General features: G+C 58.2%; 21 protein-coding genes. 19 read left to right on the forward strand and 2 right to left on the reverse strand.

Annotation, left to right across the window (positions count from 1 at the left end; genetic code table 11):
* Positions 1–45: 45 nt before the first annotated feature.
* Complete coding sequence (locus tag CAF73_RS22720; RefSeq protein WP_139834867.1) at positions 46–900, reverse strand: S24 family peptidase; 855 nt, start codon at positions 898–900, stop codon at positions 46–48.
* 88 nt (positions 901–988) lie between these two features.
* Between CAF73_RS22720 and CAF73_RS22725 the strand changes: the two genes are divergently transcribed.
* From CAF73_RS22725 to CAF73_RS22785, 12 genes are all read left to right on the forward strand, one after another.
* Positions 989–1,165: a Cro/CI family transcriptional regulator gene (locus CAF73_RS22725; protein ID WP_085703901.1), complete on the forward strand. Its 177-nt coding sequence runs from the start codon at positions 989–991 to the stop codon at positions 1,163–1,165.
* Between the two features lie 56 nt (positions 1,166–1,221).
* Positions 1,222–1,422, forward strand: a complete 201-nt coding sequence (locus CAF73_RS22730; protein WP_039012569.1) for a hypothetical protein — start codon at positions 1,222–1,224, stop codon at positions 1,420–1,422.
* 315 nt (positions 1,423–1,737) lie between these two features.
* Positions 1,738–2,541, forward strand: coding sequence for a phage antirepressor protein (locus CAF73_RS22740; RefSeq protein ID WP_085703903.1), 804 nt, complete (start codon positions 1,738–1,740; stop codon positions 2,539–2,541).
* Positions 2,541–3,347, forward strand: coding sequence for a hypothetical protein (locus CAF73_RS22745; RefSeq protein ID WP_085703904.1), 807 nt, complete (start codon positions 2,541–2,543; stop codon positions 3,345–3,347). The genes CAF73_RS22740 and CAF73_RS22745 overlap by 1 nt, the downstream gene beginning before the upstream one ends.
* On the forward strand, positions 3,337–4,143 hold the full coding sequence (locus CAF73_RS22750) for an ATP-binding protein (protein WP_085703905.1): 807 nt from the start codon (positions 3,337–3,339) through the stop codon (positions 4,141–4,143). Before CAF73_RS22745 ends, CAF73_RS22750 begins: the two co-directional genes overlap by 11 nt.
* 1 nt (position 4,144) lies before the next feature.
* On the forward strand, positions 4,145–4,555 hold the full coding sequence (locus tag CAF73_RS22755) for a hypothetical protein (protein ID WP_085703906.1): 411 nt from the start codon (positions 4,145–4,147) through the stop codon (positions 4,553–4,555).
* A gap of 180 nt (positions 4,556–4,735) precedes the next feature.
* Positions 4,736–5,206 carry a hypothetical protein gene (locus CAF73_RS22760; protein WP_085703907.1) on the forward strand — a complete coding sequence of 157 codons (471 nt, stop codon included), beginning with the start codon at positions 4,736–4,738 and terminating at the stop codon, positions 5,204–5,206.
* Positions 5,203–5,805, forward strand: coding sequence for a recombination protein NinG (locus CAF73_RS22765; RefSeq protein ID WP_085703908.1), 603 nt, complete (start codon positions 5,203–5,205; stop codon positions 5,803–5,805). The genes CAF73_RS22760 and CAF73_RS22765 overlap by 4 nt, the downstream gene beginning before the upstream one ends.
* Entirely contained in the window at positions 5,802–6,482 is a 681-nt protein-coding gene (locus CAF73_RS22770; RefSeq protein ID WP_085703909.1) for a hypothetical protein, read from the forward strand. The genes CAF73_RS22765 and CAF73_RS22770 overlap by 4 nt, the downstream gene beginning before the upstream one ends.
* 165 nt (positions 6,483–6,647) lie before the next feature.
* Entirely contained in the window at positions 6,648–6,938 is a 291-nt protein-coding gene (locus tag CAF73_RS22775; RefSeq protein WP_085703910.1) for a hypothetical protein, read from the forward strand.
* A 356-nt stretch (positions 6,939–7,294) separates the two neighbouring features.
* Complete coding sequence (locus CAF73_RS22780; RefSeq protein ID WP_085703911.1) at positions 7,295–7,666, forward strand: chemotaxis protein; 372 nt, start codon at positions 7,295–7,297, stop codon at positions 7,664–7,666.
* On the forward strand, positions 7,666–7,983 hold the full coding sequence (locus CAF73_RS22785; protein WP_085703912.1) for a hypothetical protein: 318 nt from the start codon (positions 7,666–7,668) through the stop codon (positions 7,981–7,983). The genes CAF73_RS22780 and CAF73_RS22785 overlap by 1 nt, the downstream gene beginning before the upstream one ends.
* Positions 7,984–8,064: 81 nt before the next feature.
* On the opposite strand, the gene CAF73_RS22790 is transcribed toward CAF73_RS22785, so the two are convergent.
* Positions 8,065–8,487 carry a hypothetical protein gene (locus CAF73_RS22790; protein WP_085703913.1) on the reverse strand — a complete coding sequence of 141 codons (423 nt, stop codon included), beginning with the start codon at positions 8,485–8,487 and terminating at the stop codon, positions 8,065–8,067.
* Between the two features lie 74 nt (positions 8,488–8,561).
* Between CAF73_RS22790 and CAF73_RS22795 the strand changes: the two genes are divergently transcribed.
* From CAF73_RS22795 to CAF73_RS22825, 7 genes are all read left to right on the forward strand, one after another.
* Positions 8,562–9,185 carry a putative metallopeptidase gene (locus tag CAF73_RS22795; RefSeq protein WP_085703914.1) on the forward strand — a complete coding sequence of 208 codons (624 nt, stop codon included), beginning with the start codon at positions 8,562–8,564 and terminating at the stop codon, positions 9,183–9,185.
* Between the two features lie 30 nt (positions 9,186–9,215).
* Positions 9,216–9,677: a DUF2280 domain-containing protein gene (locus tag CAF73_RS22800; protein ID WP_085703915.1), complete on the forward strand. Its 462-nt coding sequence runs from the start codon at positions 9,216–9,218 to the stop codon at positions 9,675–9,677.
* Positions 9,664–10,965 carry a terminase large subunit domain-containing protein gene (locus CAF73_RS22805; RefSeq protein ID WP_085703916.1) on the forward strand — a complete coding sequence of 434 codons (1,302 nt, stop codon included), beginning with the start codon at positions 9,664–9,666 and terminating at the stop codon, positions 10,963–10,965. Before CAF73_RS22800 ends, CAF73_RS22805 begins: the two co-directional genes overlap by 14 nt.
* An 8-nt stretch (positions 10,966–10,973) precedes the next feature.
* The gene (locus CAF73_RS22810; protein ID WP_085703917.1) at positions 10,974–12,389 is read left to right on the forward strand and encodes a DUF4055 domain-containing protein; all 1,416 of its coding nucleotides are present in this window, start codon (positions 10,974–10,976) and stop codon (positions 12,387–12,389) included.
* The gene (locus tag CAF73_RS22815; RefSeq protein WP_085703918.1) at positions 12,382–13,425 is read left to right on the forward strand and encodes a phage head morphogenesis protein; all 1,044 of its coding nucleotides are present in this window, start codon (positions 12,382–12,384) and stop codon (positions 13,423–13,425) included. Before CAF73_RS22810 ends, CAF73_RS22815 begins: the two co-directional genes overlap by 8 nt.
* Before the next feature lie 36 nt (positions 13,426–13,461).
* Positions 13,462–14,043, forward strand: a complete 582-nt coding sequence (locus CAF73_RS22820) for a hypothetical protein (protein ID WP_139834868.1) — start codon at positions 13,462–13,464, stop codon at positions 14,041–14,043.
* A gap of 114 nt (positions 14,044–14,157) precedes the next feature.
* Positions 14,158–14,868: a hypothetical protein gene (locus CAF73_RS22825; protein ID WP_085703920.1), complete on the forward strand. Its 711-nt coding sequence runs from the start codon at positions 14,158–14,160 to the stop codon at positions 14,866–14,868.
* Positions 14,869–14,877 lie beyond the last annotated feature (9 nt).

The following is a 14,877-nucleotide window of genomic DNA, read 5'->3' on the forward strand; positions in this document are numbered from 1 at the left end:
TATTTATATAGTTTAAGTTCTTGTCTACCGCTATCTAGGTTGTGCTCAGACAAGGTTTGCATTCCAGACTAACAGCACACGCGCTTGGATGAATGTATCATCCGACCTAATCGTTTGTGGCGGATGGCGATCATTGTCGGAAATCATCTTGATCTGATCGTCACCAACCCACTGAAGCCTCTTGATGTAGAGATGACCTTCCCACGAAAACATGTAGATCCCATCCCCCACGAATTCCCGGATGCTGATGTCGACCAGGAGCGGGTCGCGATGCTTGATTGTCGGCGCCATCGACTGGCCCCATCCGGTCACCATCTTCAAGTGAAAATGCTCTTTGAACTCGACACCCATCTCTCGAAGATGCTGGGGGCTTACTCGGACATCCTGCAGCATCTCTGGGTAGTCATGGGGGATCTGACCTCCACCCATTGCTGCACGGACGTCATAGTGCGCGATCCACACTTCATCACCGACAGCGCCCGGCCGGTAATAGTCGACCTCATCCGCATCCCCGAGCACTACGTGCTGGGCTGCATCTTTCACCGCATCAGCAATTTTCGTCCGAGCTTCTTCGCTTAGGTTTTTCCCATGCTTGGCCAGCATCGCGCTGACCAGGTCAGCGGATGATTTTGCCTCGGCAACTTCTGAAGCCTGGGCGCCGCTCTTGCGCCGAGGCGGCTCGCCTTTTCCTGACAAAAGCCAGTCGACCGTCGTGTCGTAGCCGTCGGCAAGTGCGATCAGGTTCTCGTTCTTGATGTTTTCGGTATCGCCGGCGAACCACTGCCGCACAGCCTCATAACTGATGCCGCAGGTGGTCGCGATGTCTCGCTTCACGCTCCGCACGCCAATGTCCGGCTTTCGGGCAAGAACAAGTTTTGTGATTCGTTCAGTCGTTTTCATGGCTGCAATCTACAAGAGTGCTTGTCAAGCATGCTTGTTTTGAATACACAAGCATGCTTGAATATGAGGAAGAGCAAAGGAGGTCGGTATGACCAAGTCGCAAGCAATCAAGCATTTCGGCTCCATCTCCGCCCTGGCAAAGGCCCTCAGCGTTACCTATGAGGCAGTCCGTCAGTGGGAGATGGTGCCCGAGTTGCGCCAGTACCAGATCGAGCGAATCACCAAGGGCGCCTTGAAAGCCAGCCAGCAAGACGCTGCTGCGTAGTCATACCGCCGGTTCGATAGACGTTTTTCCATTTCTGAAGCCAGGAGCATCGAAGCATGTACATGGACCCCAATCAAAAGCGCGCCATCCCGGTGAAGGTTCGATTTGAGCCGGTGCTTGATCGGATTCTGCGTAAAGCCGCGACCAAAACCCGTATGCAGCACGCCACATATCTCTACGAAATCATCGAGTGGGCTGTAGCCAATGGCGTGATCGAGGAACTGATGCAGGACAAACAAGAAGATATCGCGGGCTGAAGCCCCTTTGGAGGGCCAAATGACCGTAGAGCTTGAAAGGCTGCCACCGCGGACTCGACAGCGAGTGGAGGAACTGATGCGCGTAAACGGCTGGAGCTTCAGCCGTGCGATCAACGAAATGACGGGAACCGCCATCGCGAGTGGGGCGCTTTCCGAGGTGGGTAGGAAGAAGGCGCCAGTCCTTCAGCTGGTGACCCCAATGAGGGCCTCTGGCAGGGACTCTTCGGGGTAATCCAGAGGGCCTCTGCCAAATTCGGGACGAAAAAAAGCCGGGATTGCAGCCCGGCTCTCTTAAAACGCGTTGTGGAGCAAATCATGCACCAATCAAACCAAACGATCAATACCCCGGCCAGTGTCGCGACACAATTTGGCAACGGTGAAAACGTGTCGCGTGAAAAAATGAGCAGCTTCGACTTGCTCGACCTGGTCAACGCCGCGCGCAAGGAGTTTGGCGAAAGCGAGGTTCGTCGCAACGATTTCACCGCGCGGTGCCGCGACGAACTGGACGGCGAATACTACGAAACTTTCGTAGTAAGGAATCAGCGAGGACCAGCCTCTGAGGCATTGATGCTGACCAAGGATCAGTGCCTCTTAATATCGATGCGCGAATCGAAAGCAGTTCGACGCTCGGTCGTATTGAAGATCAATGCTCTGTCGCAGCCTCGCGAACTGTCCCGTATGGATCTTATCCAGCTCGCATTCGAAGCTGAGCAGCAGCGCCTGCAACTGACGATTCAGGTCGAGGCCCAGGCGTCGAAGATCCACTCCATGGAGAACCTGTTCAAGGAGGGGATGACCCACACCCAGTTCTGCAAGGGCCTCAATGGGGTCAACGTCATGCAGGTGGGGAAATTCCTCGAGGGCCGGAGCTGGCTCTACAACGAAAGCAAATCCGGCCTGCGCTTCCGTGTGGCGTCCTACGCCCGTGACAAGTACATGACCGAGCATCAGCACGAAGTCACTCCCCACGGCCGCGAGCCGTTCGTTTCTTTCACGCCAGTCCTGCTGAAGAAGGGTGCCGTGCGCCTCTACGACCTGTACCTGGCCGGCGAGCTGCCCATGAAGAAGAACTGGAACGGGTTGTTCACCCACGACAAAGCACTCAAGGGGGCCGCATGATGGCCAGATCCAGAAATATCAAACCGGGGTTCTTCTCGAACGAACACCTGGCTGAAGTAGATTTCGCAACGCGCCTCCTGTTCATCGGCATGTGGACCGAAGCTGATCGGGAAGGGCGCCTGGAAGATCGCCCGCGCCGTCTGAAAATGGCCCTGTTCCCGGCGGACAATGTCGACATCGAAAAGATGCTCGCCGACCTGGATCATTTGGGGTTCATCACGCGGTACACCGTTGGATCATTCAAGGCCATCCAGATCGTGAACTGGTCGAAACACCAGAACCCACACGTCAAGGAAGCCAAAAGTGTCATCCCTGAAATGCCCGGATTAGAGGGCTCTGAGGGTGAGCATGGTGCAAGCCCGGTGCAAGCACCAGACAAGCACAGTTCTTTCCCTGCTGATTCCCTCTCTCTTGATTCCGGATTCCTGATTCCTGATTCCCTCACTCCGTCGCAGGCTCCGGTGGCGACCGAGGGCCTGTTCGCTTCGTTCTGGAAGCTCTACCCGCGCAAGGTTGGAAAGGACAAGGCCGAGAAGGCGTGGGCGAAACTCAAGGTGGATCAGGCGCTGTACGACCTGATGGTCGCCGCTTTGGCCAAGCAGGTGCTGACGCCTGACTGGGCCAAGGAGCGCGGCCAGTTCATCCCGCACCCTGCGACATGGCTCAATGGCAAGCGTTGGCAGGATGAGATCCCCGATGTGCCAACGAACGTGCACCCGTTCCCGCAATCGCGCCACACCGGCTTCGCTGATCGTGATTACAAGGCCGGACTGACTGAGCGGGAGGATGGCACCTATGCATTCTGAACAGGTTCAAGCCACCCCCGAACTGCCGCCAGGTACTCGCATCCAGCCGGCCGAGTGCGAAACCCACGGTTCCTACGATCAGAAGGTCTATGCCGTGCTGGGCCGTGAACTCAAGAGCGGTTGCCCCGAGTGCAGCCGCATCCGCAGTGAGGAGGATGCCGAGCGCCAGTTGGCGCAGGAAGCGGCATTGGCCCGCTTCCACATGGCCGAGAAGCTGGGAGCCGCGCTGATCCCAAAGCGTTTCGCTGGCAAGACCTTCACCGGTTACATCGCCAAGACCGCCGAGCAGCAGAAGGCACTGAATACCTGCATGCGATACGCCGTTGAGTTCAAGCAGATCTCCGCCGTCGGCCGCTGCCTGTTGCTGCTGGGCAAGCCTGGCACCGGCAAGACGCATCTGTCGGTCGCGATCGCCAACGAGATCATGGCCACCTCCAGCGCCACGGCCGTGTATCGCACCATCGGATCGGTGCTGCAGGCCATCCGCGCGACTTACGACCACACCAGTGACCAGAGTGAGAGCCAGATCCTGTCGAGCCTCATCAGCCCCTCGCTGCTGGTCCTGGACGAGATCGGCGTGAGCAAGGAGAAGCCCAGCGACTTCGAGCTGACGACCTTGTTCTCGATCATCAACGGCCGGTACGAAGAGCTTCGCCCCACCGTCATCGTGTCCAACCTCGACGCGAAGGCCTTGGCCAGTGCAATCGGCGAACGCTGCGCTGATCGCCTGCGAGAGGGCGGGGTGATCGTCGTTCCGTTCGAATGGGAATCTCAGCGCGGCAAGGAGGGTTTCTGACATGACCGATTACACCGGACTGAAGCGGCTGTGCGCTGCTTTGATTTCAGCGAACGAAGCCTATCTGGATGACAGCTGTAGCCTTGAAAATCAGGAGCGGTTCCATGCAGCTGATGATGCACTGCAAGACGCTCTCCCTCCTGAGGTTGTGCTGGCCATCATTGCCGAGAACGAGCTGTTGCGTGAATCCCCGGGCATGGGGGCTATTCGCTCGCTGCGCGGCGATTGCGCTGACCTGATGGCCGAGTGCGACCGGCTCAAGGCCGCGAACGAGACGCTGCGCGAGGATGCGGAGCGATATCGCCGTATGCGAGCGGCAACCCTGAGGCAAGGTGGCGTGCTCGCCGACCAATTCGACGCCGAGTTCGACGTCCAGCTCGGTGCAGCCATGGCCGAGGCGGTGAAGCCATGATTGGACAAAAGCGGTTGTGGGTTACCCAAGTTGCTCTTTCGACGCTTGAGTCGTGGTATGTGACTTGGGAGGTTTTCCGCAACAAAGGGGATCGTGAAGTGCGTCGCCGTGCGATCTGCTGCAAGGCGCACGGTCTCGTCTGGCATGACCGCCACTTACTGAGAGGGGTGGAGGTGTTCAATGACTGACAAGATCAGCGTCAACTGCCAAGCCAAGCTCTCTGAGGCGATCACCAAGCTCAGCGCAATGTTCCGCGACAAGAAGTTCGTCGTGGTGTCCCTGCGCCCGGGCAAGGACCGCACGCTCGACCAGAACCGGCTGTGGTTCGCGATGTACAAACGCATCGCCCAGATGACCCAGATCGGCGATGAGGCCGACGCCCGCCGGTACTGCAAGCTGCACATCGGTGTGCAGATCCTTCTGAACGAGGATGCCGGTTTTCAGGCTGAGTGGTACCGGGTTATGCGTCACCTGCCGTACGAGACGAAGCTGGCCATGATGGGCGGCTGCCATCTGTTCGGCCCGGACGGTTTCCCGGTGACGAGCTTGTTCAATCGAGCCCAGGGCGTGGCCTACACCGACCGCATCGTTGCGCGCTTTGCACCGCAGGGCGTGTACTTCGATGATCTGCTGAGCCAGGAGGCCGCATGACGATTGAACGGAAGCAACCTCGCCCGAAAAAGTGCGCGGTCAAAACCTGCAGGGCCTCTTTCGTCCCGCGCGTGAGTTTTCAGTCCTGGTGCTCGCCGGACTGCGCCGTTGTCATCGCGCGGCACAAGCAGGAGAAGAAACGCAAGTCGCTGGCCAGCATTGAGCGCCGCGAGATCAAAGCTCGCAAGGAGAAGCTGAAGAGCAGGGCGGATCACCTACGCGAAGCCCAGGCTGCGGTGAACGAGTACGTCCGCCTGCGTGACGCGCATCTGCCGTGCATCAGCTGCGACTCGATGCCGAATGACAGCGACCTAATGACCGGCAGCCGCTGGGACGCCGGCCACTACCGTTCCGTCGGCGCATGTCCGGAGCTGCGTTTCGAGCCGCTGAACATCCATCGCCAGTGCGTGAAGTGCAACCGCAACCTGTCCGGCAACGCGGTCGAGTACCGCATCCGGCTAGTGCTGCGCATCGGCGCCGAAACCGTGGCTTGGCTCGAAGGGCCTCATGAGCCCCGCAAGTACACCGTGGAAGAAATCAAAACCATCAAGGCTGAGTACCGGGCCAAGACCCGAGAACTGAAGAGGGCTGCAGCATGAACTACCACAACGTGATTTCCGCAGTAGTCCGGGCCTTGGCTGCCGAGACGATCAACAGTTCCGGCGGATGCAACGTCGAGCCCCGGGTGCAAGCCAGCAAGCTCAAGGGCGAGATATCCGGGAAGGATGCCGCGCTGTTGGCTGACTGCATCGTGCACAAGCTCTTGCACGCCCAGCTTTCCCCGAGGCACTGGAACGCCTTGGTGGCGAAGTACAGCACGCACCGTGGCCGTAAGATCGACTCCATCGGCCGGCTGGTCGCCGTGGTGAAGACCCCGGCGCCGCAGCTCTTCACGCAGCAGGCTGTCTTGGTATGGGCGGTGCCGCAGCAGGTGAAGGGCATTCAGCGGGCGGTAACCCAGATCAAGGCGCCGAAGCACCGGGAGAACAAGGAAAAGGGCCAGTGGGATTGGCGCAACGCGGCGGCTGATGCTGACGTTGCCCGGGCCAACAAGCATGCGCGCGCAGTAGCAGAGGACAAGCCCGGAGAGATGATCGTCCTGGCCGACTCGAACTACGACATGACGAACTGGGACTCTCAGGGCCTCACAGAGCGCACCTACCAGCGCTGGAACAAGGCCATCAAGGAGGGTTTGGAGTCGCTTGTGAACGAGGCTCTGGTCGAGGCGCAGCACATGCTTGAAGCAGTGGGAGTGCTCGAAAGCGAGGCGGCATGAAATAGCCCCTCAAAAGGGCTTGCAATGTCATGTCGCTATGTCGCATTATTCACCCATCCTGTCATTTCTGCGCGTATCGAGGAGTGACAAACGAAACCCGGCCATAGCGCCGGGTTTTTTGTTTCTTGCTGGCATACTAATCTCTCTTTTTTCAGGGAGAATTGAATGTCTACTTACACGCTAGAACTAGTTTCCGCATCCTCGATCAAAGAGGATGTTTCAAAATTGGGTGGGCATAAGGAGCTTTGGCGCGTCAAATACGGGGTATCGCTCGTTGCCTATTGCACAGAAAAAGGCCTGGCGGATCGTATTGCCCATGGCAATCTTTACCGGCCAACGATTAGCTCCACAGGAAATCTTTTTCCCTATCCTTCGAGCGATATGCCGAAGGCGATTTGCGTTGGCACGACCAACACCCTCCTTCATGAGGACGACAAGCGGAAGAGCGCTGTCTAACTAATCACTTGAGATAAGCTTGAAGGAGGAAGCCCGGCCACCGCGCCGGGTTTTTTATTGCCCCGAATTTACCTGTAGCCAGGACAGCCCTCGGGAAGACCTGGACGTCGATAGCCGGATAGTGCGGCGTACGGAATCAACACCGGCAGCCCGTGCACCCTGACCTCACCATTTGCTTCAGGGTGGCGCGAGACTGGATCAGCGAGATCGATGCAATGGGGCGTCGACGTTGAGAAGGCCTTTGGCGGACAGCGCGGAAAGACGCGCGCACCTATTCAGGGCCTCTGCACTCGCAGGGGCTTTTCGTTTTTGGGCAATGCCCAGGCCACGCAGGCCATTTTTATTTCGGAGTGGCGATGGATCCTACTGACCTCGGCCCAGGCACAGCTACCTGGCTGGGCGGTAGTGCCACGGTGATCCTTGGCGGGCTGCTGTGGTTGCGCAGATTCCTCTCGAAGGACGCCGCTGAGCGGGCAATGGACAACGCCGATATCGGTACCGTCCGCCGCCTCAATGAGCTGCTCGACTCGGAGCGATCCGCCCGGAAGGAAGCGGAGGCCCGTGCCGACCAGTTCGCGAAAGAGCGCAACGACCTGGCCGCCTCAGTTGGCCGCATGGAAGGGAAGATTGAAGCGCTGACCAGTCAGGTCGCCCAGCTCACGGAGCGAGTAACCCTGCAGAGCGACGAGATCACCCGCCTGCGGAACAAGCTCGGAGGAGTCGCGTGATGGACAGATGCGCAATGGAATTTATTGCTCGCCGCTGGTGGCGTCGGGCAGAGGTGTGGGCGATCGCCATTGTGCTGGTCGCCGGCGGTTCGGTGTTGGGGTATCAGGCCTGCTACTGGTCGCTTGCCGAGAAGCAGGCGATGGAGGTCGAGGAGATCCGCAGCGCTTACGCAACCGCCATGAATGAGCGGGACCAGCGGCTGGACGAATTGACCCGAAAGACTGGAACGGCCGCCGAGAAGGCATCGAAGGCTGCAACCACTGCCACGCAGGCAGCGGACAAGGCGCTCGAGGCAGTTGACCGAGTGAGCCAGTAAGTCGCGACACGTTTCGCGAATCAGCAAATTGTGTCGCGACCTGAAACAGTCTAGGTAGGCAAGTGATCTATTTATTGCGGTTCAGTTCGACCAATTCATGGCTGTACTTAGGGCCAGTCCGTAACCTTTGCTAAGTGCCTCACCGACCAATTCCTTTAGTTTTGCCGTAGCACCATCCTTAGCTGCACTTGCTATCTGACCGCCAAGGCTTTCACCTCCAACGCTCTTTGGGATTGCCTTGAGTACTTCTAGAGTTTTGGCAGTAAGCGTGCAGTCTTCAAAAGTGTATGCATAGGAAGACTTGGTGCGAGCCACGACGTAACCAGACTCAATCAGCCACTCCACTGTGTCTGCAAAGAACTCACCCGGGCGATCAATGTGGTCAGGGAAAGACTCTATGAAATCCATGGAGCTGATATCGATCGCGACTGGGAATTTTTGGTACAGCTTTGAGAAAATCAAACCAGTTATCTGGTCGAATAGATCAATATTTGTGTCAGCCATTACTGATTCTTTCCGATTGAGAGTTTTTCAATCAATACCGGGAACAAGCAGTAATTTCAAGATCAAGGTGATCCGTGAATAGGCCATATCCGCCAGCGTCACTGCTTGAGCTTTCGGACCTGTCCAGCTTCGGCATCCGCCTGATCCCGGCTCCCGAAGTGTGGGAATGGCTCCAAGCCGAGATCCTTGCCGACACCGGAAGCATCCATAACGAAGAGCACGCCCATCTGATCGATGCGGACATTCGTGTGATGTGGGCGTCTGCGGCTTTCACGAGGAAGGGGCGGACGGTGGTAGGACAGGCCGAGCAAGTCGCGTTCCGCGCCGGCGGTTGGCAGAAGGCTCGTATGGAGCAGCAGATGCTGGATTGGTTCGGCGACGTGCCGGCCTACATCATCACCCTGGCTGCCGACTACTGCGCTGACTGTTCCGACGCTGACTTCTGCGCCCTGGTCGAACATGAGCTGTATCACATCGCCCAGGCGAAGGATCAGCACGGTGCGCCGAAGTTCACCCAGGAAGGGTTGCCGAAGCTTGAGATGCGCGGTCACGACGTTGAAGAGTTCGTCGGTGTTGTACGTCGCTATGGCGCGAGCCCGGCGGTTCAAGAACTGGTGGACGCTGCAAACAATCCTGCTGAGGTGGGGAAAATGAACATTTCGAGGGCCTGCGGAACCTGTCTGCTCAAGTCGGCCTGACTTTGACAGTACTTTGACGGATGCCCACTTATGGCCGCACTCAGAGACGAGGTGAAAGCCTTTGTTGTACAGGCTCTCGCCTGCTTTGACACGCCATCGCAAGTGGTGGCGTCCGTCAAAGAAAGATTCGGGCTCGAAGTTACCCGCCAGCAGTGCGAGGCATACGACCCAACCAAGTACGTTGGACGCAACCTGCACGTGAAGTGGCAGACGCTGTTCAACGACACCCGAAAGAGGTTCCGCGAAGAGACAGCAGAGATCCCGATCGCCAACCGAGCGTATCGACTTCGCACCCTGGGACGCATGGCCGAGAAGGCCGAGAACATGAAGAACATGGCGCTGACTGCCCAGTTATTGGAGCAGGCCGCGAAGGAAGTCGGCGATGTCTATGTGAATCGCCAAACCAAAAACGAAAACCCTCACGACAATCTCCCGCCCACCCGAGTGCAGGTAGACGTGGTGGACGCGAGGAAGCCTGATGCCGACGCTTAACGTCCCGCAGGCAAAATTCCTCCAGATGGAGAACAAGTTTCGCGGCTTTGTCGCTGGGTTTGGTTCTGGGAAAACGTGGGTAGGCTGCGCAGGCATCTGCAAACACGTATGGGAATGGCCTCGGATCAACTCGGGGTACTTCGCTCCGACCTATCCGCAGATCCGCGACATCTTCTTCCCGACGATTGAAGAGGTGGCTTTCGACTGGGGCCTGAAGGTCAAGACGAAGGAGAGCGACAAGGAGGTCGAGTTCTACAGCGGTGGCCAGTACCGCAGCACGACTATCTGCCGTTCGATGGAGAAGCCGCAGACGATTGTTGGTTTCAAGATTGGCCATGCGCTGGTGGATGAGCTGGACGTCTTGCCCGCACTGAAGGCTGAGCATGCATGGCGCAAGATCATCGCCCGGATGCGCTACAACGAGCCGGGGCTCAAAAACGGCGTAGACGTGACCACGACGCCGGAAGGCTTCAAGTTCGTCTACCAGCAGTTCGTGAAGCAGCTGCGCGAGAAGCCTTCGCTCCAAGGCATGTACGGCCTGGTGCAAGCCAGCACGTTCGACAACGAGTTGAACCTGCCGCCCGATTACATCCCATCCCTGATGGAGTCTTACCCGCCGCAGCTGATCCTGGCCTACCTCAACGGGCAGTTCGTCAACTTGAATGCCGGTTCGATCTACCACGCGTATGACCGGAAGCTGAATGGCTGCTTCGACGCGGTGGAACCCGGCGAACCGCTGTTCATCGGTATGGACTTCAACGTCGGCAAGATGGCGGCGATCACGCACGTCAAGCGCGCAGACGGGAAGCCTCGGGCAGTCGACGAGCTGATCGATGGCTTCGATACCCCGGACATGATCCGGCGCATCAAGGAGCGCTACTGGCGCTACAACGGTAAGGACTATGAGAAAACCTGCGAGATTCGGATCTATCCGGATGCCTCGGGTGGATCTCGCAAGTCGGTGAATGCCAGCGAGACAGACATTGCCATCCTGCGCCAAGCGGGATTCAGCGTCATCGCGCCGGATGCAAACCCGCCGGTGAAAGACCGCATCAACGCCATGAATGCGATGTTCTGCAACGCCAATGGAGAGCGCCGGTACCTGGTCAACCCGCTGCGCTGCCCAACTTATGCAGATGGCCTTGAGCAGCAGGTGTGGGCGCCCAATGGCGAGCCAGACAAGAAATCCGGCGTCGACCACGCGAACGACGCTGGCGGTTACTTCATCCACCACGACTACCCGATCATCCGGCCGGTCACGCACATTCCTGTCACATTCAGCTTCTGAGGCCATCCATGGCGAATTTCAGCACTCCCCGGGCAGAGTACGCACAAGCCCTGCCTGGCTGGCAGTTGGTGAAACGCTGCGTAGCCGGCGCGCGCGAGGTGCGCAAGCACGACGAATATCTGCCGATGCCAGATCCGGAAAACAAATCTCCGGAGAACCTGGCGCGGTACAAGCAGTACAAGAAGCGGGCGATGTTCCTCAACATCACCGGTCGCACCCGCACCGGCCTGATGGGGGCGGTGTTTCGCAAGACGGCGGAGCTGTCACTGCCGACTGCGGTGGAGTACCTGAAGGAGAACGCCAGCGGCGACGGTACCAGCCTTGAGCAGCTATCGAAGGAGTCGGTTGGTGAATGCCTGGACACTGGGCGAGGCGGCTTTTTGGTCGACTTCCCGACTGTCGCCACTGAGAGCGGTGTCAGTTCGATGGCGGATCTGGCCACCAAGCGGGCTCTGATCCACCACTATGACGCCCTGTCGATCATCGACTGGGACGAGCAGGTGATCGATGGCGTGAAGCGTCTGGTGTACGTGAACTTGCGGGAATGCGTGTCTGAGTTCAACGCTACCGACCTGTCCCGCGAGACATACAAGCAGAACCGGGTCTTGCTCTTGGTCGATGGGCGATACATTCAGCGCGTCTACAAGGAGGGTGAGGAAAGCGTCGAGGAGACGCAGCCTACCGATAAGGCCGGCCAGCCCTTTGATCACATCCCGTTCAGTTTCTACGGCGCCCAGAACAACGACGCCAGTATCGACAAGTCTCCGCTGGAAGACCTGGCCGACGTCAACATTCTGCACTATGGCAACAGCGCCACGGTAGAGGAAAGCGGCTTCATCAGCAGCCAGCCGACACTGTTCATCACCACCAGCATCGATTCTGATGAATTCGCAAAGCTTAACCCGAACGGCATGCACATCGGCTCGCGGCGCGGGCACAACCTCGGCAAGTCGGGCTCGGCAGTCATGCTGCAGGCCACTGAGACACAGCTTGCCCGTGAGCTGATGAAGGACAAAGAGGAGCAGATGCTGATGATCGGCGCCCGCGTCGTCCAGAAGGGCAGCGGCGCCGAGACGGCAGAGGCAGTGCGGATCCGGTACAGCTCGGACAACAGCGTGCTGGGCACCATCGCCGGCAACGTATCCGAGGCACTGAAGCGAGCCATCCTCGACGCCGAGCGCTTCATGATGGATGCGCCGGACGAGAAGGGCACGGTGTTCTGGCTCAATCAGTCGTTCTTCGATGAGGCGATGACCGCGCAAGACATCGTTGCCCAAGTGCAGCTGTGGCAGCAGGGCTTCATTGCTAAGTCGGATGTTCGGGTAAACCTGCGTCAGGGCGGTGTGCTTGAGGCCGATCGCACCGACGAGAAGATCGACGAAGAGCTGGCCAGTGCGCCACCAGTAGGCGGAAACGATGAGTAATGAGGGCTTTCTTGAGGACGCTGCCACGCGCCACCAGATTTACGTCCAGCGGTACGCCGGCGGAAACCTGAAGCGTGTGGCTTCATTCATCAGCAAAGCCATCAAGACCGCCAAGGCTCGAGTCTCTGAAGGATTGAGTGCCTACGGCACGCGTCGGTACAACTCACAGATAGAAACGCTCCAGGGAGACTTGCGGGGCATTTACGACGACCTCAAAGGGCGTGCTCAGCTGGATCTAGGCGAGTTCGCTGCCTACGAAGCGCAGTTCAACGCGACGATGCTGGGCAAGGTTGTCCGTGCGGTGGTTCAGCTCAATGTTCCATCGGCCGAGATGATCTCCGCCGCAGCCTTGGCCAATCCGCTGCAGCTCGAAGCACGCAAGGGCGTTCAGCGCATCAGCATCAGTGGTGCGCTCGACCAGTTCGGGACCAAGAAAACTGCCGAGATCATCGGCGAGATTCAGATCGGTTCGAGCTTGGGCGAAACCAGCCAGCAAATCAGCCGACGACTGACCAGCATTCACCAGTTGCAGCAGGACCAGGCAGGCGCATTGGTTCGCACCATGACCAACCACATCGCCAGCACGGCGCGAGTTGAGACGCTGAAGGCGAACGACGACATTCTCGCGGGAATGCGCAGGGTGGCAACCCTGGATTCGAAGACCACGCTGTTCTGCATGAGCGTCGACCAGACGGTGATCCCGTTGGATGGGCCGAAGCCTCCGTACCACTGGGGCTGTCGCACCACGCTGATTCCGGTGCTGAAGGACGAGTTTGCACGCGAGATCAAAGGCTCGACGCGGCCCTCAATCGGCCCTGACGGGGTGACGCTGGTGTCGAGCAAGACGAGCTATCAGGAATGGTTGGCTCGTCAGCCGGCGGCCTTTCAGCGCGACATTCTCGGGCCGAACCGGTATGCGCTTTTCAGCAAAGGTGAGCTGACCCTCGATAAGTTCATCGACGACAACGGCAAGACGCTGACCCTCCAGCAACTGAAGGATCTGGAGCCGCTGGCTTTCGAGCGCGCCGGACTTTAGAGTGGTGAATTGCCATCACTTTGGACTCTCGTACGCATGAAATGGATGTTTGGGATCGGTGCGTTGTTTGCGTGCGTTGTTTGCGGTTTGTTAGGGCTGATCGCTGGCATTAATTTGAATCCTACGTCAACCGTAAAATTTGTACCCGACATGGGGAGTCTTGCTGACTGGATATCCGGCATTGGCTCGGTTTCAGCTGCTGGGGTTGCTCTTTACTTGGCCGACCGCCAGCGTAGAGAAAACACAGCAAAGATCGAAATCAGCCAGTATTACACTCGCGACAACTTCACGATCGACCTTGTGTCCACAGGTGAAAAGCCTGCAGTAGTGAAAGGGATTTTTATTCGATCGCCGCAATTCAAGAGACAAATCTTACTCAATCGTTCGCCAATATTCGGATACGACAAAATCATTGGTCGTTATGAGTATGGCGAGACAAAGCGACTTTCGATCGATGCATCCTTTTTCCTGTCCGTTGCTTTGGAGATTGAGCATGAGCTCGGTAGCAAAAATTTTGACGGATTGCTGCTTGTGGTGGGGACAGCTACGGCAGAATTCAGAGCTGAATTGAACGCCGACTTCTTACATGAGCTTCGCAAAGAAGCCGCCGAAGAGTAATTCCAAGCAACAGACCCGAAGCTCTCATCGCTATTTATTCACGCAAGCCTCGTCCCTGACGGGGTTTTTTTTTGCCCGCAGGCAGGGCCTGCACTACGTCTCTGGGAGACAGCAATGACCTTGAAATTCCAACTGGACAGCCTCGAAGGCGTAGACGAATCCATCCAGGCTCTGTACGTCGAGAAGGACGGCAAGTTCGTCCTCGGCATCGAAGGGTTGCCACAGCCGGAAGATGTTTCCGGCCTGAAATCCAAAGTCCAAGAGCTCCTGGACGAGAAGAAGGCAGAGGCCGAGAAGCGCAAAGCCGCCGAGGACCAGGCCCGCCTGGATCGCGAAGAGGCGCTGCGCAAGTCCGGCAACGTCGAAGAGCTCGAAAAGTCCTGGTCCGAGAAGTACGCCCGCCGCGAAGCTGAGCTGACTGGCCAACTCGAAAGCACGAACGCCACCCTGCAAGGCCAGATCCGGGATCTGACTGTGGGCCGCACGGCTACCGAGATCGCGACCACTTTGGCCATCCCTGGCAGCGCAAAGGCATTGCTTCCCCACATCGAACGCCGGCTCAGCGTTGAGCAGCGCGACGGCAAACCAACCGTCGTCGTGCTGGACGCGGCCGGCAAACTCTCGGCGGCAACGCTGGACGAGCTGAAAGCAGAATTCACCAACGATCCGGCCTTTGGCCCGCTGATCGCTGGCAGCAAGGCATCGGGCGGCGGGGCCGGCGGTGCTGGGAAAGGCGGCGGGGCCGCAAAAGGAAACATCGGCGGCACCAAAGAGGAACGACAGGCCGCAATCGCGAGCCGGTTCCCAGACCTCCCTCAGAAATAAGGAAAATCA

The sequence above is a fragment of the Pseudomonas sp. B15(2017) genome, assembly GCF_002113215.1.
GTDB lineage: Bacteria > Pseudomonadota > Gammaproteobacteria > Pseudomonadales > Pseudomonadaceae > Aquipseudomonas.

What these genes read in the sequence shown, in the direction of transcription:
- CAF73_RS22800 (WP_085703915.1), top strand. Translation starts at nt 9,216, where the DNA reads ATGGCCGCACTCAGAGACGAGGTGAAAGCCTTTGTTGTACAGGCTCTC.
- CAF73_RS22780 (WP_085703911.1), top strand. Translation starts at nt 7,295, where the DNA reads ATGGATCCTACTGACCTCGGCCCAGGCACAGCTACCTGGCTGGGCGGT.
- CAF73_RS22765 (WP_085703908.1), top strand. Translation starts at nt 5,203, where the DNA reads ATGACGATTGAACGGAAGCAACCTCGCCCGAAAAAGTGCGCGGTCAAA.
- CAF73_RS22775 (WP_085703910.1), top strand. Translation starts at nt 6,648, where the DNA reads ATGTCTACTTACACGCTAGAACTAGTTTCCGCATCCTCGATCAAAGAG.
- CAF73_RS22755 (WP_085703906.1), top strand. Translation starts at nt 4,145, where the DNA reads ATGACCGATTACACCGGACTGAAGCGGCTGTGCGCTGCTTTGATTTCA.
- CAF73_RS22745 (WP_085703904.1), top strand. Translation starts at nt 2,541, where the DNA reads ATGGCCAGATCCAGAAATATCAAACCGGGGTTCTTCTCGAACGAACAC.
- CAF73_RS22750 (WP_085703905.1), top strand. Translation starts at nt 3,337, where the DNA reads ATGCATTCTGAACAGGTTCAAGCCACCCCCGAACTGCCGCCAGGTACT.
- CAF73_RS22720 (WP_139834867.1), bottom strand. Translation starts at nt 900, where the DNA reads ATGAAAACGACTGAACGAATCACAAAACTTGTTCTTGCCCGAAAGCCG.
- CAF73_RS22725 (WP_085703901.1), top strand. Translation starts at nt 989, where the DNA reads ATGACCAAGTCGCAAGCAATCAAGCATTTCGGCTCCATCTCCGCCCTG.
- CAF73_RS22790 (WP_085703913.1), bottom strand. Translation starts at nt 8,487, where the DNA reads ATGGCTGACACAAATATTGATCTATTCGACCAGATAACTGGTTTGATT.
- CAF73_RS22770 (WP_085703909.1), top strand. Translation starts at nt 5,802, where the DNA reads ATGAACTACCACAACGTGATTTCCGCAGTAGTCCGGGCCTTGGCTGCC.
- CAF73_RS22805 (WP_085703916.1), top strand. Translation starts at nt 9,664, where the DNA reads ATGCCGACGCTTAACGTCCCGCAGGCAAAATTCCTCCAGATGGAGAAC.
- CAF73_RS22785 (WP_085703912.1), top strand. Translation starts at nt 7,666, where the DNA reads ATGGACAGATGCGCAATGGAATTTATTGCTCGCCGCTGGTGGCGTCGG.
- CAF73_RS22740 (WP_085703903.1), top strand. Translation starts at nt 1,738, where the DNA reads ATGCACCAATCAAACCAAACGATCAATACCCCGGCCAGTGTCGCGACA.
- CAF73_RS22815 (WP_085703918.1), top strand. Translation starts at nt 12,382, where the DNA reads ATGAGTAATGAGGGCTTTCTTGAGGACGCTGCCACGCGCCACCAGATT.
- CAF73_RS22820 (WP_139834868.1), top strand. Translation starts at nt 13,462, where the DNA reads ATGAAATGGATGTTTGGGATCGGTGCGTTGTTTGCGTGCGTTGTTTGC.
- CAF73_RS22760 (WP_085703907.1), top strand. Translation starts at nt 4,736, where the DNA reads ATGACTGACAAGATCAGCGTCAACTGCCAAGCCAAGCTCTCTGAGGCG.
- CAF73_RS22810 (WP_085703917.1), top strand. Translation starts at nt 10,974, where the DNA reads ATGGCGAATTTCAGCACTCCCCGGGCAGAGTACGCACAAGCCCTGCCT.
- CAF73_RS22825 (WP_085703920.1), top strand. Translation starts at nt 14,158, where the DNA reads ATGACCTTGAAATTCCAACTGGACAGCCTCGAAGGCGTAGACGAATCC.
- CAF73_RS22730 (WP_039012569.1), top strand. Translation starts at nt 1,222, where the DNA reads ATGTACATGGACCCCAATCAAAAGCGCGCCATCCCGGTGAAGGTTCGA.